This is a genomic window from Gemmata obscuriglobus, assembly GCF_008065095.1.
Taxonomy (GTDB): Bacteria; Planctomycetota; Planctomycetia; order Gemmatales; family Gemmataceae; genus Gemmata; species Gemmata obscuriglobus.
Genome location: NZ_CP042911.1, coordinates 4,631,601 through 4,652,940, shown reverse-complemented (window position 1 = coordinate 4,652,940; position 21,340 = coordinate 4,631,601). Strand labels below are relative to the sequence as shown.

At 66.3% G+C, this 21,340-nt stretch carries 14 protein-coding genes; 7 read left to right on the top strand and 7 right to left on the bottom strand.

All coding sequences use genetic code 11. The features are described from left to right. Positions 1 to 103 precede the first annotated feature (103 nt). The gene (locus GobsT_RS19320; RefSeq protein WP_010045320.1) at positions 104 to 880 is read right to left on the bottom strand and encodes a hypothetical protein; all 777 of its coding nucleotides are present in this window, start codon (positions 878 to 880) and stop codon (positions 104 to 106) included. A 263-nt stretch (positions 881 to 1,143) separates the two neighbouring features. Between GobsT_RS19320 and trpS the strand changes: the two genes are divergently transcribed. From trpS to GobsT_RS19295, 5 genes are all read left to right on the top strand, one after another. After that, the gene (gene trpS, locus GobsT_RS19315) at positions 1,144 to 2,223 is read left to right on the top strand and encodes a tryptophan--tRNA ligase (RefSeq protein ID WP_010045318.1); all 1,080 of its coding nucleotides are present in this window, start codon (positions 1,144 to 1,146) and stop codon (positions 2,221 to 2,223) included. A 213-nt stretch (positions 2,224 to 2,436) separates the two neighbouring features. Beyond that, positions 2,437 to 5,058 (top strand): serine/threonine-protein kinase, encoded by a 2,622-nt coding sequence (locus GobsT_RS19310; protein WP_010045316.1) that lies wholly within the window; start codon positions 2,437 to 2,439, stop codon positions 5,056 to 5,058. 521 nt (positions 5,059 to 5,579) lie between these two features. After that, positions 5,580 to 7,958 carry a HEAT repeat domain-containing protein gene (locus GobsT_RS19305; protein ID WP_010045314.1) on the top strand — a complete coding sequence of 793 codons (2,379 nt, stop codon included), beginning with the start codon at positions 5,580 to 5,582 and terminating at the stop codon, positions 7,956 to 7,958. 84 nt (positions 7,959 to 8,042) lie between these two features. After that, complete coding sequence (locus tag GobsT_RS19300) at positions 8,043 to 9,632, top strand: phytoene desaturase family protein (RefSeq protein WP_010045311.1); 1,590 nt, start codon at positions 8,043 to 8,045, stop codon at positions 9,630 to 9,632. A gap of 173 nt (positions 9,633 to 9,805) precedes the next feature. After that, entirely contained in the window at positions 9,806 to 11,140 is a 1,335-nt protein-coding gene (locus GobsT_RS19295; protein WP_109571007.1) for a UDP-glucose dehydrogenase family protein, read from the top strand. Between the two features lie 80 nt (positions 11,141 to 11,220). Here the strand turns inward: GobsT_RS19295 and GobsT_RS19290 are convergent, their stop codons facing one another. The 5 genes from GobsT_RS19290 to trhA form a co-directional block, all read right to left on the bottom strand. After that, entirely contained in the window at positions 11,221 to 13,695 is a 2,475-nt protein-coding gene (locus GobsT_RS19290) for a DUF1549 domain-containing protein (RefSeq protein WP_109571008.1), read from the bottom strand. A 65-nt stretch (positions 13,696 to 13,760) separates the two neighbouring features. Next, complete coding sequence (locus GobsT_RS19285) at positions 13,761 to 14,102, bottom strand: hypothetical protein (RefSeq protein WP_010046835.1); 342 nt, start codon at positions 14,100 to 14,102, stop codon at positions 13,761 to 13,763. A 102-nt stretch (positions 14,103 to 14,204) separates the two neighbouring features. Further along, the gene (locus tag GobsT_RS19280; RefSeq protein ID WP_010046833.1) at positions 14,205 to 15,497 is read right to left on the bottom strand and encodes a DUF1501 domain-containing protein; all 1,293 of its coding nucleotides are present in this window, start codon (positions 15,495 to 15,497) and stop codon (positions 14,205 to 14,207) included. Between the two features lie 309 nt (positions 15,498 to 15,806). Next, positions 15,807 to 17,585: an ABC-F family ATP-binding cassette domain-containing protein gene (locus GobsT_RS19275; protein WP_010046832.1), complete on the bottom strand. Its 1,779-nt coding sequence runs from the start codon at positions 17,583 to 17,585 to the stop codon at positions 15,807 to 15,809. A 66-nt stretch (positions 17,586 to 17,651) separates the two neighbouring features. Then, positions 17,652 to 18,380 (bottom strand): PAQR family membrane homeostasis protein TrhA, encoded by a 729-nt coding sequence (gene trhA, locus GobsT_RS19270; RefSeq protein ID WP_081471885.1) that lies wholly within the window; start codon positions 18,378 to 18,380, stop codon positions 17,652 to 17,654. 440 nt (positions 18,381 to 18,820) lie between these two features. Between trhA and GobsT_RS19265 the strand changes: the two genes are divergently transcribed. Continuing rightward, the gene (locus GobsT_RS19265) at positions 18,821 to 19,066 is read left to right on the top strand and encodes a hypothetical protein (protein ID WP_010046828.1); all 246 of its coding nucleotides are present in this window, start codon (positions 18,821 to 18,823) and stop codon (positions 19,064 to 19,066) included. A gap of 391 nt (positions 19,067 to 19,457) precedes the next feature. On the opposite strand, the gene GobsT_RS19260 is transcribed toward GobsT_RS19265, so the two are convergent. Continuing rightward, positions 19,458 to 20,216, bottom strand: a complete 759-nt coding sequence (locus GobsT_RS19260; RefSeq protein WP_010046825.1) for a 4'-phosphopantetheinyl transferase family protein — start codon at positions 20,214 to 20,216, stop codon at positions 19,458 to 19,460. A 43-nt stretch (positions 20,217 to 20,259) separates the two neighbouring features. Between GobsT_RS19260 and GobsT_RS19255 the strand changes: the two genes are divergently transcribed. After that, positions 20,260 to 21,249, top strand: coding sequence for a DUF1573 domain-containing protein (locus GobsT_RS19255; protein WP_010046823.1), 990 nt, complete (start codon positions 20,260 to 20,262; stop codon positions 21,247 to 21,249). Positions 21,250 to 21,340 lie beyond the last annotated feature (91 nt).

Sequence of the window (21,340 nt, the reverse complement as noted above, 5' to 3'; positions counted from 1 at the left end):
AACCAAGACGAAGACAGAAGAGTGTGTTTAAAAACACTGCTCTGGTTTTGTTCTTTGGTTCCCTTTTGTGCCCTTTGTGCGTTTTTGTGGCCAATTTTCTGCTTTATCTGCCCACGGCGTACATCAGTTTCCCTTCGACCACCACCGCGTACTCGGGTTCGGGAATCGCGGCGGTCGGGATGAGTTTGATGGCCCGCACGTCGTGCAGGCGCTTCACGCCGTCGTGGAACTCGGCGAGCACCAACTGCGGGAACTTCACGCACACCGCATGGAACAGCTCTGGGAGCGGGCAGGGGGGTGTGACCCCGGACTCGGCCCGCTTGTCGAGGTACTCGAGCGCGCTCAGCGCCCACGGCACGAGCTGACCCACCGGGGCGGCGATCACCTGCCCGCTCGCCTCGGCGCGGCGGAGGGCCGCTTCGCACCGCTTCGCGAGTTCGTCGAGCCGTGCCAGCATCGTCGCCGCCTTCTCCTCGAAGTTCGCGGACAGCGCGGCGAGTTCGGCCCGCGCGTCCGCCATGAACTGCGGCACCCCCGTGCGGGTGGTCAGGAGCACATCCTTCAGCTCGCGCAGGATCGAGCGCGGGGAGTCGTGATCGTGAACGAACCCGACCGCCTTCGGGGTCGCGCAGACCCACTCCGTAATGAGCTTCCCCTTCGCCTCGGTGCGGACCGTTTCGAGCAGCCCTTCGCGGAGCGCGAGCAGGGCCGTTTCGTTGGAGAGGCCCGCGCGCGACGGGAACAGCCCCGGCAGCTTGCCCGACTGGAAGAGCCGGTGTTCGCCGGGCGTGTGAATGGCGGTCTTGAGGGCTTCGAGCAGCAGTTCCGTGCGGCGCGGGTCGCTCGCGGCGGGGGCGGCGGTCGGGTTGGGGCCGTCCATGCGTGGACCCGTGGTTTCGGAACGAACCGCGCGTAATGTAACCGTGTCTGTGCCGAGAAGAAAAGCCCAAGGCGGACCAGGGATTCGCACCCCCGCCTGGGTTCCGAACACCCCGGCTTTAACCGCGACCCGTGCGGCGACTTTCTGTGTTGACGGTCGGTCGCTTTGAACCCTGTACGGGCGACCGTTTCGTAGTCCGGCGTTCGCACCGCTGGCTCTTGTGACCCCGGGCGTGAAACGTTGCGCCGATTGGAGTTTTGACGATGACCGTTTCCGTCCGCCCGCGCATCCTCAGTGGCGTGCAGCCGTCGGGCAAGTTGCACCTGGGGAATTATTTCGGCGCGATCAAGCAGCACATCGAGCGACAGGACACGGGCGAGTGCTTCTACTTCATCGCCGACTACCACGCGCTCACGTCGCTTAAAGAAGCTGAGGAGAAGGAAGCCGGGACGGCCGCGAAGAACAAGTCCATCACCCCCCGGCCCGCGCGGCAGATCCTGGCCGAAAACGTTCGCGATGTCGCCCTCGACTACCTCGCGCTCGGTCTCGATCCCGCCAAAGCGAGCTTCTTCCGCCAGTCCGACGTGCCCGAGGTGTGTGAGCTCGCGTGGTTTTTTTCGTCGGTGTTCGGAACGGCTCACCTCGAACGTGCCCACTCCTACAAGGACAAGGTCGCACGTGGGATCACCCCGAGCGTCGGGCTGTTCACCTACCCGCTGCTGATGGCCGCCGACATCCTCATCTACCGTTCGCACCTCGTGCCGGTGGGCAAGGACCAGGAGCAGCACCTGGAGATGACCCGCGATGTCGCCGGGGCGTTCAACAACGCCTACGGAGAGATTTTCCCGCTCCCGGATGGCGTGTATAACGAAGCCGCGGTCGTGCCGGGTACCGACGGCCAGAAGATGAGCAAGTCTTACGGCAACACCATCGAGATCTTCGCTGAAGGCAAGCCGCTCAAGAACGCCGTGATGGGTGTGGTGACCGATTCGACGCCCGTTGAGGAGCCGAAGAACCCGGACAAGTGCAACGCGTTTGCGCTGTACAAGCTGTTCTCGACGGCGGCCGAGCAGGCCGAGATGGCCGACCTGTACCGGAACCCGATGAAGGGGGCGGAGGGGCGCGGCGGCCGGCCGTTCGGGTACGGCGACGCGAAGACCCTGCTGCTCGCGAAGATCGATTCTTACTTCGCCGCGGCCCGCGAGCGCCGGAAGCAACTCGCGCGCGACCCGGGGTACGTCGAGGAGGTGCTCACCGCCGGCGCCCGGAAGGCCCGTGCGGCGGCGCAGATCACGTTGCAACTGGTGCGGCAGTCCGTCGGGATGGGCTCTCGTCCGGTGTAAAGTGACCTTCGTTCACGCCTGAAAACGGCCCGCGCGGCTGTGCTTTTTTGCTGCCTTTTCAGGCCGCGGCTGAACGCCGCGGCGCGTTTCGAATTGCGGTCACACCTCCCTCGATCGTGACCTACCGTTCACAGCGGGCCGTTCGCCGCAGGTTCCCGGACCTGCGGCGCCGCACCCGCACGCCCCGCCCGATTCGTTGCGAGGGTGCCCGCTGTGGCCATCGCCTGCCCGCACTGCCAGCACCGACTGACGCTCACCGCTACGAAGCCGGGGCGCTACCGGCCCCAGTGCCCGGGTTGCGCGAAGCCGTTTCTGCTGTGGGTGCCGGACGAACGCGCGGACGGTACGCCGATGCGGGACAACGTAACCGGCACGCCGGCATCGGCGGTCGGGTTCGCGCTCGCGTGCTCGTCAGGCGGCGAGGGGGCCGAGGGCGGTTCGCGAGGGCAGGGGGCGGCGCACGCGGTCGCGGACACCAACCGGACCCGAGCGCGAGCGGCGGACGATTCCCCCGGCCCGGGCGCGGGCGAACCCGAGGACTCCCCGCTGCCGCCGCGGACGGAGGTGTGCGGGTACTCGATCGCGTGCGAACTCGGGCGCGGGGGCATGGGCACCGTGTACCTCGCGACGCAGCTCTCGCTCGACCGGTCCGTGGCACTGAAGGTCATGAGCCGACGGTGGGCGAACGACCCGGTGTTCGTGGCGCGGTTCACCCGCGAGGCGTTCGCCGCGGCGCAGTTGTCGCACCCGAACATCGTGCAGATTTACGACATCGGCGAGGTGGACGGCGCGCGCTTCTTCAGCATGGAGTACGTCCGCGGCCGGTCGCTGGCGGAGGTGGTCCGGGCTTCGGGGAAGCTCGACCCCGAGACCGCCGTGGGGTACGTGCTCCAGGCCGCGCGGGGGCTGAAACACGCCCACGACCGCGGGATGATCCACCGGGACGTGAAGCCCGACAACCTGCTGCTCGACGAGCAGGGCGTCATCAAGGTCGCGGACCTGGGGCTGGTGAAGACGCCGGCGCTGCCGCCGGCCGACGACCGGCCCGTCGCGTCCAGCTCACAGAGCGGGCTGCACACGCTCCCGCCCGACGTGACCGGCGACCGGATCGCCCTCGGCACGCCGGCGTACATGTCCCCGGAGCAGTGCCGGGACGCGGCCAGCGTCGACCACCGCGCCGACATCTACTCGCTCGGCTGCACCCTGTACGTGCTGGTCACCGGCCAGCCCCCGTTCGACGCGACCACCGCGCTCGGGCTGATGTCGAAGCACGCCTACGACCAACTGGTCCCGCCGGAGCAGATCGCCAGCCGGGTGCCGAAGGAGGTGTCGAGCGTCATCCAGCGGATGATGGCGAAGGCGCCGGAGGACCGGTACCAGGACATGAGCGAGGTGATCCGCACGCTCGAAGCGTGGCTCGGCGTCCACCGCGCGGGGACCTTTTCGCCCCAAGAAGATCAGATTTCGCGTCTGGAATCGTCCGTGCTGCAGTTCAACACGTGCGGCGCGGCGCAGTTCCGGGGGCGGCTCATTTCGGGGTTCTTCGGCGCGGTGGCCCTCGTCGCGGTTCTGCTCGCGTTCTTCGGGAAGATCCCGTGGGCGTTCGGCACGTTCGCGCTGGCGCTGGAGGCGACGCTGGCGTACTTCGTGCTGGACGGGGTTACCCGCAAAGGGCACCTATTCGCTTGCACGCAGCGGTTCCTCACGGGGCTCGGGGTCGCGGACTGGGCCATCGGGCTGGCCGCGTTCGCGCTGTTCTGCGTGCTGCTCGCGCTGCTGAAGGTGCTGTGGATCTGGCTCGGCTTCGGGTTCATCGGGGTCGGGCTCGCGCTCGTGCTCCGATACGGGGTCGATCGCACGCTGGCGGACGAGCGCAAGGCGGTGCTGGACGGGGTCGAGCGGCAGTTGCGGCGGATGCGGGCGCGCGGGCTGGACGAGGAGGAACTGCGGCAGTTCGTGGCGAAGTTCGCGGGCCGGCAGTGGGAGGAGTTCTACGAGGCGCTGTTCGGGTACGAGGCGAAGCTGGCGGCGCGGGCGGTGCTCTTGCGCGGCGGTGTGGCGGGCGCGCGCGACAAGCACGCGGCCTGGCGGGAGCCGCTGATCGCGACGATGGAGCGGATCGAAAAGGGCCGCAAGGAGTCCCGCGCGCGGAACCTGCTGCTCGCCGTCGAGCGCGCCAACCTGCTCGCCGCCGGCGCGAGCGCCGAGAGTGCGGAGAACCACGCGAAGGCGGCCGCGGACGCGATGGTGCGGGCCGCGGCCGAGATCCGCAACGCGGAGACGGCGGCGGCCCGCCCGGGACCCCGCGCCACGCCGGCCCTGCCCGCTCTGGCGGACGTGCGGACGCTGGTCCGGGCCGCCGAGCAACCGGGCGCGTTCGCTCGCGGGGCCGGGCGGAGCCGCGACCCGCTGGGCGTGCTGATCGGACTGTTCATCGGCCCACACGTCCGCGCGACCGCGGCGGCCGTGCTCCTGGGGGCATGCGCGTTGTGGGCGCACCAGAACGGCCTGATCTTTGGAGCGCAAACCGGTACGGATGGGGCGGCCCCGATGGGAGCGGTGCGGGTCACGGAGCCGCTGAGCCTTTCAGGGGTGCCGGGGCCGGCGCTGGCGTGGGTCGAGAGCTTCAATGTGGGGCTGGCCGGGCTGCTGCTGGTCGCATCGCTGGGCTTTCGCGGGAACCTCATGAGTGCGTTCGTGCTGATCGGGGCCGCGGTCGCGATCGCGGGGCACCAGTTCGGCATTCGTACCGTCGAGCCGTTCCGCGACTACCACGTGTCGCTCATGCTCGGCGCGGTGCTGGCACTGGTCGGGTTCCGGCTCGGAACGCGCTGAGCCGACACCCCTCCTCGCCACGAAAACACTGCAAACGGTATCACTGCCAAATCCGCATCATTCGGGTTTGAACGGACGCTACCGCCCAAACGGGCGAAGATGTGGAGCCGGACGCATCGATACCGTTTACAGTAGTTTCAAGTTGGCAATAGCCGTGACGGGATCAATCTCCGGCTCGGAACACGTCCAGATGTCACCCGTCTGCTGACGCAGGCGGTTCGACCGAGGTTTGCCGAACCGCCTGCGTCAGCAGACGGGCGGCGCACAGCCAACGAACTTGAAACTACCGGATTGCGGGGAGTTAGGGTTCGGGTGACCGGTGCGAACGCCGGATGACCACCGTCACGGTCAGTTACGCTCACGGGCATGAGGAACGAGGCCTTGTGGTCCGCCGCGGCGGCGACTCTCTGCCGCTCATCTCCCCGAGCGGAGATCACCGGTCCGGAGGCCAACGCCCGCCACGATAGACCGTTACACGCTCATCCGGTATCATGCCGCCCATCACTCGTCGGGAAGGTCTCATGCTGCGCTGCGTCTTCACCGTCGCCGGTTTGCTCTTTGCCGGTCCTGTGTGCGCTGCGGACCCGCCCAAGGTCACGGACCTCGTGCGGCAGTTGGAGTCGGGAGCGCCCGGGGAGCGGGTCATCGCGGCCGAGCAACTCGGCGACCTCGGGCCGGCCGCCGCCGAGGCGATCCCGGCGCTATCGCGCGCCGCACAGACCGCTCGGCGCTTGGCGAGCGAGGGGGACGCAGAAACGAGACGCGCCGGCGGGTGCCTGTACCAAGCCGCACTCGATGCGCTCGTGGGCATCGGGGCGAAGTCGGCGCCCGCGCTCATGGAATTGATGGTGGATCAGAAGGGCGAAATCCACGGAGAGGTGGGCTGGCTCATCGCCGAACTCGGTCAAGATGCGGCCCCGGTCGCTCCCGCTCTGGCAAAGTTACTTGCTCACGACAGCCAAGACATGCGGGTTTTTGCCGCAGGAATTCTGGCAAAACTCGGACCCGGCGCCGAGAAGGCCGCTCCTGAACTGGTGGCGCTGTTCTTGAATCCCACGAACAAGCACGACCAGAATCTGGTGGGGTCGAGTTGGTTGCCCCCGCCGCCGCGCGTGGCGGCCGTTCTGGCACTCGTGCGGATCGGTCCGAAGGCGGTACCGGCGATTACCGACAAGATCCTCCCAGTCCTGGCCGAGGAAGTGAAGACCGGCGAATTTGGTCCCGCCGGCTCGAGCGCTGATGTTCTGAGCGTTCTCGGGGAGGCGGGGGCGCCGCTCGTTCCGGCGTTGGCCACGATCGTCCGCAAGGGTGAGGACGGACTGCACCGGATGTATGCCGGGAAGGCGCTGCTCGGCCTCGGACCGACCGGGCGCAAGGCGTTCGCAGAACTGCTCGCGAAGGAAACGAACGCGCAGGGCGGATTGGTCTTGGCGCTTCGCGACTACGATTACCACTCAAACGGGCGCTTCCCGCACTTCTACCGCCCGGACGCGCCGGCGCTGGACCTCATGCCGTTCGTACCGGGGCTGGTCGCAACTCTCAAGAACCCGGAGGTGGAAGATCGACTGATCGCCGCTGACTTCTTGTGTGATCACCCGACCAAGGTTCCCGCCGCCGCCCGGGACGCGATAATCGAGTTGCTTCGCGATCCGGCCGTCAAAGAGCTGCTCACAAAGTACGAGGGGTATTGGCGTCTCCCCCGCATCGGGCGGTTCGGCGAGCCGGGCTTCCGCACACTCGCCACGCTCCTCGACTCGGACTCGGTCTACATGCGCAAGTTTGCTGTCGAGCAGCTCCGGGGTTCGAGGCAGTGGTCGGCGGTTGCTCTCCCGAAACTCCGTACGTTGGCCCATGCCCCGGACGTCAAGCTGGCGCTCGACGCGGCGTACACGGCCGCCTGGTTGAGCTTCGACCCGAAAGACGCGGCGCCACTCGCGGGCAGGCGGTTCCTCCGCCGCGCCGACCCCGAGATTCGCGCCGAGGCCGCAACTCGTCTGGAGTGGCTCGGTCCGGTCGGCGTGCCGCACCTCGACGCGCTCGTTCCCCTGCTCGACGATAAGGACGAGGAAATCAATCGGGCCGCAGCCTGGGCGATTCAGGCGGGAGCGCCGAAAGGGTCCGCCGCGGCACGGGCTTTGGCCGAACGAAAACGGGACCGCGACGGGGCAGGCACGCTCATCCCGGAATTGCAACCGGAACACGAGCCGCGCTCTCCCGGCGTTCCGGAGTTGATCGACGTGCTGCGAGCGGTGGGTGACGCAAAGCGGGTCGGGGCTGCGTTCGATCTGGGCGACCGCGGCGCGGCTGCAAAAGACGCCGTGCCCGCGCTGAAGAAACTGTTACTCGACCCGGACGCCGGCTTACGGTTCGCGGCGGCTTACGCGCTGGCCCGGATCACCGGCGACACCCCCGCGCTGCGCCGGCTGATGGCTGGCGAACTGGAGCGGCTCGCCAGCGGGCGTTCTGCTCCTCGGTTCGTGCAATGCGGAGACCCGGAGCCCGACACGGCGACCGGGCCGTTCGTCGGCGGGCGCCCGGGGGCGTGGATAGCGGCTTACGCGTTTGGGCGACTCCCGCCGGACTTCCCGGAACTGATTCCGGTCGCTGCGCGCTGCCTCGAACGATATGGCGACCTAACGGCAGTGATGTCCGGGCTGGAGAAATACGGGCCGAAAGCGAAGGCTGCCGTACCCGCCCTGAGGAAAGTGCTGCGCAGGGAGAAGGAGCCGCTCGACGCGTTTTTTGGTTCCGAGCTAAAACCGGCCTGCTCGGCGCTGAGGGCGATCGGACCCGACGCGCGCGATGCGCTGCCCGAACTGCGTCAACTGTTCGACTCAAGCGCGGTCGAACTCGCCATGGCTGCTGGCGACGCGATCCGAACGATCACCGGCGAAAAGTAACGTTGAATTGAGACAGATACGGAAACTCCGGACCTCAGCTTACCTAGAATAACACCCACCACGAATACACCCCGAGGCAGCCGCATGGCGAACAACACCCACGACGCGATCATCATCGGGGGCGGGCACAACGGGCTGGTGACGGCTGCGTACCTCGCCAAGACCGGGTACAAGGTGCTGGTACTCGAGCGCCGCGAGATCGTCGGCGGGTGCTGTATTACGGAAGAACTGTGGCCCGGGTTCAAGGTCTCCACCGCGGCTTACGTGAACAGTCTGTTACGCCCCGAAATCATTAAGGACCTGGAACTCAAGAAGTACGGGTTCGAGATGCTGCCGCGCAGCCCCTCGTCGTTCACCCCGTTCCCGGACGGGCGGTATCTGATGATGGGGCCGGACAAGGAGATGACCCACCGCGAGATCGCGAAGTTCTCGAAGAGGGACGCGGACGCGTATCCCAAGTACGAGGACATGCTCACGCGGGTGGCCGATTTCCTTGAGCCGATGCTGACACAAACCCCGCCCGACCCGTTCGGCGGGGTGGGATCGCTTTGGAAGCTCGGGCAACTGGGAATGGGGTTCCGCCGCCTGGGCCGCACCACCGCGACCGAAGCTGTTGAGATTCTCACCGGCGCCGCCCGGCCCATTCTGGATCGGTGGTTCGAGTCGGAAGAACTGAAGGCGACCATCGCGACGGACGCCGTGATCGGGGCCTACGCGCCGCCGTCGCACCCGGGCACGGCTTACGTCCTCTTCCACCACGTGATGGGCGAGTGCAACGGCGTGCGCGGGGTGTGGGGCTACGTCCGCGGCGGGATGGGGACCATCTCGAACAGCATTGCATCGGCCGCGAAGAGTTACGGCGCCGAGATCCGCACCAACGCCGAGGTGGGCAAGATCCTGGTCAACAACGGGGTTGTTCAAGGGGTGGCGCTGAAAGACGGCACCGAGTTCCGCGCGCGCCGGGTGGCCTCCTGTGCGGACGCGAACGTGACGTTCCTGAAGCTGATGGACCCGAAGGACCTGCCCGCCGAGTTCACCGCGCAGGTGAAGAAGATCGACTACTCGTCGGCCACGGTGAAGATCAACGTGGCACTGGACCGGCCGCCGAACTGGAAGGCCCTTCCGTCCGACGGGAAGGTCGGGCCGCAGCACCACGGCACGATGCACATCTGCCCGGACCAGGACTACATCGAGCGCGCCTTCGACGACGCGAAGTACGGCCGCTGGTCCCAGAACCCGATGCTCGAATGCACGATGGCAACCGCCCTCGACAGCACGCTCGCGCCCGAAGGTAAGCACATCCTGAGTATGTTCGTGCAGTACGCGCCGTACCATCTGAAGGGCACGACTTGGGACGCGGAAAAGGACAAGTTCGCGGACCGGTGTTTTGACATTTTGGAGGAGTACGCGCCGGGGTTCAAATCGAGCGTGCTGCACCGCATCGTCATCCCGCCGCCGGACATGGAGCGGATGTGGGGCATCACCGGCGGGAACATCATGCAGGGGGCGATGAGCCTGTCGAGCATGTTCAGCTTCCGCCCGGCGGCCGGTTACGCGAACTACCGCACCCCGGTGAAAGGGTTGTATCTGTGCGGCGCCGCCGCGCACCCGGGCGGGGGGGTGATGGGCGCGTGCGGGCTCAACGCGGCCCGGGAGATGTTAAAAGACCGGTAAACCGCTGCACAAGCTGGTATGTGGCGTCGTGTTGTCATACTCCTGTCGTGGGCACGGAGATAAGGCAGAAACGGGTCCAAGACGCCAACGAAACTCTTGAAACCCCGCGTGTTCGCGGGTACCACATCAGCACCGCTGTTTGCCCGTGATCTGCACCAGGATTCGGAGCCCGCATGAACGTTGCTGTCGTTGGCACTGGGTACGTCGGACTGGTTACTGGAACGTGCCTCGCCGAGACCGGCAATTCCGTCACCTGTGTGGACAACAACCCCGAAAAGCTGGCGCTGCTCCAGGGCGGCGGTATCCCGATCTACGAACCCGGGCTCGACGTTCTTGTGAAGCGCAACCGGGAGGCCGGGCGGCTCACCTTCACCGGCGATCTCGCCGCGGCCGTGCGCGGTGCGAAGTTCATTTTCGTCGCCGTCGGCACTCCGGAGTTGCCCAACGGCGACGTGGACCTGAAGTACGTGAACGCGGTCGTTGACGGCGTGTGCGCGGCCCTCAAGGAGTTACCGAAAGGCGCGCCCGGCGACCGGATCATCGTTCTGAAAAGCACGGTGCCGCCCGGAACGAACCGGGCCGTCACGGAGCGGGTGATCGCCAACGGCTGCTCGCACGTGTCGGTCGCCAGTAACCCCGAGTTCCTCAAGGAGGGCGCCGCGCTCGAGGACTTCATGAACCCCGACCGGGTGGTCGTGGGCGTGCGCCACGAACTGGTCGGCGAGGCGCTCGGCGAGCTGTACGCTCCGTACTGCACCGTGGACCGACCGTTCCTGGTGATGGCGCCCGAGTCCGCGGAGATGACCAAGTACGCCGCGAACGCGGTGCTCGCCACGAAGATCAGCTTTATCAACGAGGTCGCGAACCTGTGCGACGCCGCCGGCGCCGACATCAACGCGGTCCGGAAGGGCATCGGTCACGACCAGCGGATCGGGTTCCAGTTCTTCGCCCCCGGTCCGGGGTACGGCGGGTCGTGCTTCCCGAAGGACGTGCTGGGGCTCATCGCCGCCGCGCAGCGGATGGGGGTTAAGCTCCGCGTCTGCGAGGCGGTCGACGAGGCCAACGACGCGCAAAAGAAGGTGCTGTTCGGGAAGATCACCAAACACTTCGGCGGTCAACTCGCGGGCAAGACGTTCGCCGTGTGGGGGCTCGCGTTCAAGCCGAAGACCGACGACATCCGCGAGGCCCCGGCGCTGACCCTCATCGACGCGCTGCTGGCCGCCGGGGCGAAGGTGAAGACGTTCGACCCCGAGGCGGCAAAGAACGTGAAGGCCATTTACGGCGACAAGTTGCAGTACGCTTCGGACCCGCTCGGGGCACTCGACGGGGCCGCCGCCCTGGTCCTGGTGACCGAGTGGCCGGAGTTCCGCGGCCCCGACTTCGTCGAGGTGAGGAAGCGGCTCGCGGCGCCGGTGATCTTCGACGGGCGCAACCTGTACGCCGAGCAGGAGCACCACCTGCTCGAGGCCGGGTTCACGTACTACGGGATCGGTCGCGGTAAGAACTGATCGCCCTTGTTGTGCTCGGCGCGGCGGCATTCGCGCGTTTGGCACGAACCCGCCGCGCCGAGCACAACAAACGGACGGCGCTACTGATTGAACAAGAACGCTTTCGAGTTCAGCAGCGCCCAGATGACGTTTTCGTAAGCGGTCTTCTTGCTCTTCTCGTGCTTGGCGATGTGCTCGAGCGCGAGGTCCATCTTCTCCTTGGTCGGCTTCGCGCCGGTCGCGAGAAGGAACAGCTCCTCGACCTTCTCGGCGTCGGACCGTTTGTCCCTGGCGAGCCGGTCCGCGCGCCCGCCGGCCCGCGCGATCTTGTCCTGTATTTCCTGGCTGTTCAGCAGGTGCAGCGTCATCGCGAGGCTGGCCTCGTTCACCCGCTCGCACTCGCACGCGCTGATCCGCTGCGGGCGGCCGGTCACGTCCAGGAAGTACGACTGGAACGACTCGTCCGGCAGCATGATCGCCCGCGTCGGGGCGAACTTGTCGGTCGGCAGCCCCGCGAAGCTCGTCGGGCTGTCGGTCAGCTTCATCACCGCATCGAACAGCACCTCGGCCTGGAGGCGCTTCGGGTAGTACCGGGCGAACGACTGCTTGTCCCCGGTGTTGAACTCGTTCGGTTCGGCCGAGAGCTGGTAGGTTCGGCTCTTGCAGATGGTTCTGATCAGCGCCTTCAGCGAGTACTTGTTGTCGACCAGCGTTTGCGTCAGCGCGTCGAGCAGTTCGGGGTTGGACGGCGGGTTGGTCACGCGCATGTCGTCGAGCGGATCAACGATGCCGCGGCCGAAGAAGTGCGCCCAGTACCGGTTCGCCACCGTCTTCGCGAAGAACGGGTTCTTGGGCGACACCATCCAGTCCGCAAACTTCTGCCGCGGGTCCTCGTCGCTCGCGGCGGTCATCGGGTCCGCGTCGAGCGCCTTCATCGGCGCGGTTTGACCCGTGCGCTTGTTCTGCACAGCGCCGGCGCTGCGCACGAACAGAACCTGCTTCTGGTTCTGCTGGTTCTGGGGCGACGCGCCCGGTGTTTGCACGCTCTTGAACCCGACGCGGCCGAAGAACGCCGCGACCCCCCAGTAGTCGTCTTGCGACCACTTCTCGTAGGGGTGGTGGTGGCAGTTCGCGCACGCGAGGCGTTGCCCCAGGAACACCTGGCTCACGTCGTCCACGAACTGCTCGGGCGTCTTGACCTCCTTGTACCACACCGTCGGCGGGGATTTGCTCTCGTCGCCGATCGCACACAGGATGTCGCGCACGAAGTCGTCGTAGGGCTTGTCCGCGGTCACCGCCTCGCGGATCCAGGTGTGGAACGCGAACGTGCCGTATGCGCGGTTCGGCTGGTTGCGGCGCTTGACGCGGAGGATGTCGGCCCACTTGTTCGCGAAGAAGTATGCGTACTCCGGCGTTTCGAGCAGCCGGTCAACGAGGGCGCCTCGCTTCTCCGCGCCCTTGTCGGCGACGAACGCCCGGACCTCTTCCGCTTCCGGCAGGGTGCCGGTCAGGTCGAGATACAGTCGGCGGATGAACACCTCGTCGCTGCAAAGCTCCGACGGGGCGATGTTCAGCTCGTTCCACTTCTTCGCGGTGTGACGGTCGACGACCGTTTGTTCCTTGAAGTCGAACGCCGCAACCGCCCCCGCGCGTGGAACGGCCGCCCGGAACACAGTTACCTGCCCGTTGAACCGCGCCATCACCGCGGCTTGACCGGTGATACTCAGTGTGCTCACCAGACCCGCCTCGGTCACGGTCGCGATGTCCGTGTCGTTGCTCTCATACTGCGCGCGGCGGGTCACGTCCTCAACCGAACCGTCGGAGTAGTGCGCGTGCACCGCGAGTTGCTGACGCCCTTTGCGGTCCAGCACGCGGCTCTCGGGAAAAACGCTGATCCTCGTGACGGTCGGGTCGCTCTTGTCGCCGTAGGGGAGCCCGGACGCGATCCACCGGCGGACGATCTTGTACTCCTCGCTGTCCTTCTCCATCTTTTTGCCGCCGCCGTGCGGGACCGCGCCGATCGCCTTCGTGAGGAGCAGGCTGGAGTCCGGGGCGGCCGGGAACACGCGGCGCCCGCGACCCTCCTTCAACAAGTTCTCGTAGTCGAACGGCGGGTCAAATCCGAGCAGGGAGAGGCGGAACCCGTTCTGACCGGCGATCTTCCCGTGACATCCGCCGGACGAGCAGTTCAACTTGGTGAAGATCGGCACGACGTGGTTGGCGAAGTTGATCGGCAGCGGCGTCTCCATCTTCCCCGCCACCACCGGCACCTTGAGCGCCTTGCCCGCAACGCGAACGGTGATCTCGGTGGACCCGTTGGCGAGCGGGAACACGCGGCCGTTCGGTTCGACGCGGACAATTTTCGGGTCGCCGACGGCGTACTGGGCTGCACCGGTGAGGTCGATCGAGCGGCCGTCGGCGCGGATGCCGGTGACCAAAAGTTGGGGGGCGTCGTCCGCGCCTTTCAGGTTGAAGCCCGTCGGGTGTGTAACGACGGCGGTGATCGGGGCGTCGGCGGCCGGGGAGCCTGGGGCGGCGACGCAGAGGACGAGAAGCGCGAGCGCGCGGCGGGTCATTGGGACGTCTCTGGCGGGGGGCGGGCGGTGCGCACGCGGGTGCGGCGTCAGGTGTGGTGTTCGGCTCACTTCACGCGGGTGAAGGTTTTGGAAGGTGTGCTCCGTCCACCGGCGAGGTTCATCGTGTCGCCGGTAATGCTGATCCTCTCGCGTGTCCGGCGGGCTCCTTTTAACGGCGGATCGAGATCGTTGAGGTACACCGTGTCGCCGGAGCCGAGGCTGTATCGGCCCTGGATCGTTGCACCGCCGCTGGCGATGAACCGGCCGTCGGCGGTGAACTCGAACATCGCGCCGTCGGCGGCCTTCCATTGGCCGACGATCTTGCCCCTGTTGTGCGACTCGCACCCCGTCACGAGCAGCGCAAAGGTAATCAGGGCGAGCGCGGCGTTACGCGAGAGGAGGGGCATAAGGGCGCACCTACAGAAGGCGGCCGGTCGGTGGCCCGCGCAATGCGAACGGAGCAATACGATCCGTCCGTTATACCGTACCGCACCGATCCCGCGCCGTCATCAGCCGACCAACTCTTTCACGGGCTCGCGCTCATCAAGGACGTACATCGGACGGCCGGCGCCGTTGGCGAACGTCGTACTGGGGTCGATCCCGAGCACGCCGTAAATGGTACTCAGTACGCGGGGCACGCTCAGCGGGTTGTCTTTCGGCCGCTCGCCCTTGGCAGTGCTCGCGCCGACTGCTTGGCCCATCTTCAGACCGCCGCCGGCGATCAGCGCGCTCATCACCGGGGACCAGTGGTCGCGGCCGGCACTCGCGTTGACCTTCGGGGTGCGGCCGAACTCGCCCCACATCACGGTCACCACGTCGTCCTGCATCCCGCGGTCGTGCAGGTCCTGGATCAGGTTCGCGATGCCCTTATCGACAACCGGGAGTTGCCGCTTGAGGGTTTGGAAGTTCTGCCCGTGCGTGTCCCAGCCGCCGACCGAGAGCGTGACGCAACCGACCCCCGCCTCGATCAGCCGCCAGGCGGTCAGGAACGCCTCCACGCCTTTGTAGCGGTCGACGACCTTCGGGTCTTCTTTCCTGAGGTCGAGTGCGTCGCGGACGACCCCGGCCGTCACCATCTCAATGGCTCTCTCATTGTACGCGTCCATTCCGGTCATCGTGCCGGTGGCATCGATTTCGCGGCGGGTGTCGTCGAACTTGTCGAGTAAGTTCTTGCGATCGCCGAGCCGGTCGGCGCTCACGCCGTTAGCCAACCGGAGGTTCGCGTTCCCTTGACCGCTCGGGGTGAACGGGCGGTGCGCGATCCCGAGGTAACCCGGTTCGGTGCCCCGGCTCATCCCGCGCAGGCTGACGAACGGCGGGACCGCTCCTCCGCTTGAAGAACGCAGCTTTGAGAGCACCGATCCGAAGCTGGGGTGGTCCGCGGTCCGGTTGACCCGTTCGGGGTAGCCGGTCATGACCAGCGAGTCCGAGTGCTCGTCGACGGACACCACTGACCGCACGCACGCGAGCTTATCCCACATCTTCGCTTGGAGCGGAAAGTGCTCACAGATTTCGACCCCGGCGACGTTCGTCTTGATCGGCTTGAACTCGCCGCGAAACTCGGCCGGTGCGTCGGGCTTCAGGTCGTACATGTCCATGTGGGACGGCCCACCGGGCAGGTAGATCATGATCGCGGACTTCTGCGCCGTGCTCGCCTGCTTCTTCGCGCCGGCCGCGCTCGCCGCGCGGTGCCGCATCACGTCGGCCAGGGTCAGACCTGAGCCGAACGCGCCGATCTGGAGGAAGTCGCGACGGGTGTGACCGTCACAGAACCGGCGGGCGGAGCCGAGAAATCGAAGCATCAGCGGACCCCTCGCGAGTGCGGTTGGGTGTGAGGGGATAGTAAATCCCACGGGGCGCGGTGGGAGTACGTGGCTCCGGGGTACTCGGGAGGTCGTACCGCACAGTAGCCACTCATCAGATATTCACATTCCCGCGGGGCGAAGTCAACTGAAATTGTCGTGCGAAAGCGCGAGGGAGTTGAGAAGTGAGAGCCGGGCGGGCGACCCGAGAGCGGGCAAGAAGCCCGCTCCGGGTTACGGCAATTCGATCCCGCACCTCATCGGTTTTTCGGCCGCATGTCGGAAGTGTGCCAACGGTCCGCGCTTCGGTTACCGCGCTTCAAGTTCGGTTTGCAGCGCGAGCCATTTTTGCTCGGCGGCGTCGTGCTGCTCGGCGACCTCGGCCAGCTCGTCGCACATCCGCTGAAGCTCGTCGTCCCCGGCGGGCTCGCCCAGACGCACCTCAAGGGCGCTCCGCTTTTCGTTGAGCGTTGTGAGGGCCTGCTCCAGTTTGGCCATCTCGTGGCGGATGCTCTCTTCGCTCCGGGCGCTGCGGCCCCCCTTCGGGGCGTTGCGCACCTGGTCGGGCAGTTTGGGGCGGTTCGCGGCCATCTCGCGCTCGCCGGCCTCGATCTCCTTGTTCACGCGGTACAGGTACTCCTCGTACTTGCCGCTGTACATCAGCACTTTGCCGTCGCGCACCTCGATCACGCCGTTCGCGACCCGCGAGGTGAAGTGCCGGTCGTGGCTCGTGAAGATGACCGTGCCCTTGTACTCGTCCAGCGCGTCCATCAGGGCTTCGATGGTGTCGACGTCGAGGTGGTTACCCGGCTCGTCGAGGATGAGCACGTTGTAGTCGCTGAGCAGCAGCCCCGCGAGGCACAGCCGCGCCCGCTCACCGCCCGACAGCACCTTGACGCTCTTCTGGAGGTGCGAGCCGCGGAACAGCATCGCCCCCGCGACCTCCAGCACCTCCTGGATCTTTCGCCCCTTGCCCTTCTGTTGCAGGTAGCCCTCGACCGTTTCGCTGTCGGGCAGGGTGGTATAAACGTGCTGCGCGTAGACGCCCAGCTTGCACCCGTGCCCCCACTTCACGTCGCCCTTGAGCGGCTTCAGCGAGTCGACGATTGTGCGCAGGAACGTGGTTTTCCCCTGGCCGTTGTCGCCGACGATCGCGGTGCGCGTGCCGTGGTCGATTTCGATCTGGACGTCCGATGCGATCTCGCGGTCCGGGTAGCCGATGGTGACGTCGCGGCACCGCAGCGCGACCCCCTTGCGCGGTTCCACAATAGGCGCGCGGATGTGCGCGGTGGGCTCGTCGCCCAGCACCTCTTCGGTTTCGAGCTTCTCCAGCGCCTTGGCCTTCGACTGCGCCAGGCCGGCGGTCGCCGCCCGGGCCTTGTTCCGCGCGATGAAGTCCTCGAGCTGTTTGCGCTTCGCAATCACCGCGGCGTTGGCCCGCTCCACGCGCTCGCGGTTCTCCTGCATGAAGTTCAGGTACGCGTCCACTTTGCCCGGGAAGTAGGTCAACTTCCCGCGCGACAGGCCGAGCGTGTGCGTGCAGGTCGCGGCCAGGAACGCGCGGTCGTGCGACACGATCAGGCACGCCGCCCGGAACTCCTTCAAGAAGTGCTCCAACAGGATCTGCGTTCGCAGGTCGAGGAAGTTGGTGGGCTCGTCGAGCACGAGCAGGTTGGGCTCGTGCAGGAGCAGCGCCGCCAGCTTGAGCCGCGTCTGCCACCCGCCGGAGAGCTTCGCGATCGGGCCGTTGAGGTACGCGCCTTTCAGCTCGAACTGCCCCGCCACCTCACCGCACTTCCAGTCCGGCTGCTCGCTGTCGCGCATCAGGAACTCGATCGCCGTCTCGCCCGGCAAGAACGGGTCGTGCTGGCGCAGGTAGCCCAGCCGCAGGTTGGTCCCGCGGGCGATCTCGCCGCTGTCGAGTTCCTCTTCACCCAGAAGGATGCGGAGCAGGGTGCTCTTGCCGGCGCCGTTTCGCCCGACGAACCCCACCTTCGTGTCGTCGCTGAGGGTGGCCGTGGCGCCGTCGAGCAGCACCTGGTCGCCGTAACTTTTGTGCGCGTTGCTGATCTGGAACAGGATGCCCATCGTGCGGATTCTTTCGGTTCCGGGTTCGGGTGTCGTTCGGCGAGAGGTCGTTCCGGCGGGAGCGTTTCAGCTCACAACAGGCGCCGGCTTCGCGGCCGCCACGACGCCCGCGGGTTCTGCGGGGTGGGGCGCCGGCTGGTAGGGGATGACATAGCGCACCACGAACAGAAAAAACACCATGTTCGCGGCGCTGTCACACAGGTGCAGAACTTCGTGGAACCCGAACCCGGGCATCACAATGGGCCACTCGGTAATTTCGCACACGGCTCCGACCGTGTAAAGCAGCGCGCCCGCCCACATCCAGTTCATCGCGCGCCACCCGACCGCCCGGTAATACAGCGGCAGCGGCAAGATCCCGATCCACCCCAGGCTGAGGTAAATGGCCACCACCGCCCAGTGCGGCGCTTTGGGCAGGAGCCACAGGCACGAGATGCCGGCCGCCGCGAGCGTCCACACCATGCGCAGAAACCACTTCCGCCAGGCGCCGGCCAGGAGCACCGACAGGACCGGGGTGTAAGTGCCCGCGATCAGCAAGTAGACGGCGGTCTGGTCGATCTTCTGGAACAGCCGCCACGACCAACTGCCCTTCTCGAAAGGCAGCGCGTGGAACGTGCCGCTCGCGAGGAACAGGGCGACCATTGACGCGCCGTAAATCAGCACGGGGAGCATGCGCCCGGGCCGGTTCGTGGTCAGCCGGAACATCACGAGGGTTGCGAACACCGCCCAAACTGCCGTCAGCAAGTGGGACGAGGAACTTACCGGGTCGCGGAGTACCAGCACGGGCCGTCCTTCCATCTGTTGGGACTGCGGCGAAGAGTATTAGGATAGCGACCGCGACGGTGCCCGCAAACTCGCCCCACAATCCGCTTCACACGCCACCACCGGAACCAGTCTGGTGTCATTTTATTGTGATCTGATCCCCGAACCGCAGACACGGTTCGGGTCGGCCACGTCGGTCCCGTTTTGGCCGGGTCCATCTTCTTCGGATCGCCCAACAGGAGCCGCCGCCCACACGCTGGCCGCGCGGGACGGCAAACCGTGCCGCCGTGAGTCGAACCGAGGCCATCGAACGGCGGCGGTGGGGCTGAATTCAACGACTTTTCGGTACTGCCGGGCGGATGTCGGAGCAAACCTGGACCGGCCTTCACCACCCGCATCACGATCCCTTCCCGCTCGGCCCGCCGTCCGTATATTGAAAGACTTGAAGAGCCTGCACCAGCAATAGGAGATGTAGTATGGCCAAGCGGATGTCTACCCGTATCCGGTACGACCGGATTCGCGATAACGGCGCCCTGTCGCGGACCTACAACGGGCACCTGAAGCGGAAGGAGCGGGCCAGCCGCGACGCCCGGATGAAGAAGCTGATTCAGACCGGCAAGTTCCCCTACGTTCCGGCCGTCCAGAGCTGGCTCAGCAACCAGTTCAATGTCCGGTTCTCGGAAGTGACGGAACAGATGGCAAAAGAAATTGCCGCCAAGTGAGCTGATTCGCCCAAAGGCTCTGATGCAATCTTGGGCGTTTCCTCGCTCAACGTCGCCCGAGCCAACAGGTCCGTCGGCAGGAAGCCCGACGGAACCGGGTTGCCGTTGTAAACGTTTTTGACTCGCGAGCTTCTCGCCGACCCCATTTCGACAACACGTCCACCGTTCGGTATCTCCATCACAATTTGTGATACGGTGCGAGTTCAACTCACCGCGTGGCCGGTCGGGAAATGGCACGAACTCAGCGGCAACTGACGCGAACGCGTTACGCTGACGAGTTTGTAATGCGGGACGCTCTCTCTCCTGGGCGTTCTATCGGACGCCTGTAATTTCTGGCTAAAGCGGCTGTTCCACTGTGCGGATTCACTCCGGTTGTCAACGGCAACGCAGATTAGATTGAATTCTCAATTACGAGCGTATCGCTCCCCTCCAGAGCGACCGCAACGGCGACGTTACCCGCCGCAGCCCATTCTGCGAGCGCCCACCCGTCGCCGGCGAGCAACTCGGTACGTGCGTTCAAAACGCCGGGAGGGTGGCTGGGGTTCAGTTCCACGTCAAAATCGGCAAGGCAAGCGACCGTCGCCCCGGCCGCCTTGATGACCGCTTCTTTTGTCGTCCACCCGCGGAAAAAGCCCGCTTGCTTGGCATCTTCTGGCAACGCGCGGTACGCGGCGCATTCGGCGGGCGAAAAATACCGTCCCACCAGTCCGTCAGCGTCGCGCATCGGCCGAACGATCTCCACATCCACACCGACCCGCCGACGGGCCACGGCCAGGACCGCTATCCCGTCCGTGTGGGTGACGTTGAAGTGAAGCCCGCATGTTGCGTCGCACAGCATCGGTTTGCGGGACGGCAGGTACGTTAGCTCGACGGCGTCGGGGCGCGTGCCGAGGTACGCGCCGAGCAGCCCGCGCAGCAGCCCGCGCCCGATGACGAACTGCTCACGGGCCTTGGCGATCCGGTACCGCTGCGCCCGAACCTGTTCTTCGGAGGTGAGCCAGCGGAACAGTTCGTCGGGATCAACCGGCGGAGTAGCCAGGTCAACGACCCACGCCAGGACTTCGCCGTCGTCGGGGGCGCGGCCGAACACGGCCGGACACGCCCCGACCCGAACCCGCACGCTGTTCGCCGTTTCAACGCTCACGCGCATTTGCCCTTCGCGCCTCATCCGAACCACGCTATCTGCCCCGACTATGAACACCTTCATTCTCATTTCGGCGCTGGCCGTCGGCCAGCAGGGCGCGCCGGCGACGTTCCACTGCCCGGCCCCAACGGCCGCGAAAGGCGATGTGAAGGCGGGGCGACCGCTCACGCACACCTTCGAGTTGGTCAACGCCAGCACGGGTACGGTCACGGTCACCAAGGTCGAAGCGGGCTGCGGGTGCCTGCGGCAGGGCGTGAGCGCGTCCACGCTGGCGCCGGGCGAGAAGACCAAGCTAGCCCTGGAGGTCAACACCCTCACCCAGCCCGACGGTCCGAACCGCTGGCAGGTGAGCGTTTCGTACCAGCTTCATGAGCCCGGGGCCGCGCCACGCACCGGCGAGGTGCTGCTCCAGATTACGGCGACCCTCACACGCGAGATCGCGGTGAACCCGCCGCAACTCGCGTTCTCGACGGCCGGCGCCGCGCAAAAGACACTGGAGGTCACCGACAAGCGGCCCAAGCCGCTGACGGTCCTGAAAGCGACCTCCTCGGCCCCTCACCTGACGGTAGAGGTCGGTGCGGCGGTCAGCGCGGCGGCGGGCCGCACGCAACCGATTACCGTGAAGCTAGCCGCGAACGCGCCGGCCGGTCATCGTGATGAGACGGTGGTGCTCCTCACCGACGATCCCGACTGCCCGGAGCTGCGCATTCCCGTGCGCGTGCTGAAACGTGCCGTCGGTCCGGTCACGGTAACTCCCGACGCGGTTACGGCCCGGTTCGCACCCGGCCAGACCGAAGTGTCTACGCTCGTACAGCTACGGTCGCCGGAAGGTAAGGCGTTCACCGTTGCCGGGGCCGAGGCCGACTTCCCGGGTGTCGGGGTGAAGTTCTCGCCCGGTAGCGGTCCCGTGGCGACGGTTCGCGTGACCGTTCCGGAGGCACTGGCCAAGCAACCCGGCCGGTGCAACGTGCGGGTGCGTCTCGGCGAATCGGGAGGCGAGGTGTCGATCCCGGTCTCGTGGACCGGTGCAAAGAAATAAGTGCGGCGCAAAAAAGCTCCCCGCACCGGCGAAGAGTTGGGGGCCGTGAGATAAAATGTGGGAGCGTCGTGCGGAGCCCACCCTCTCCAAA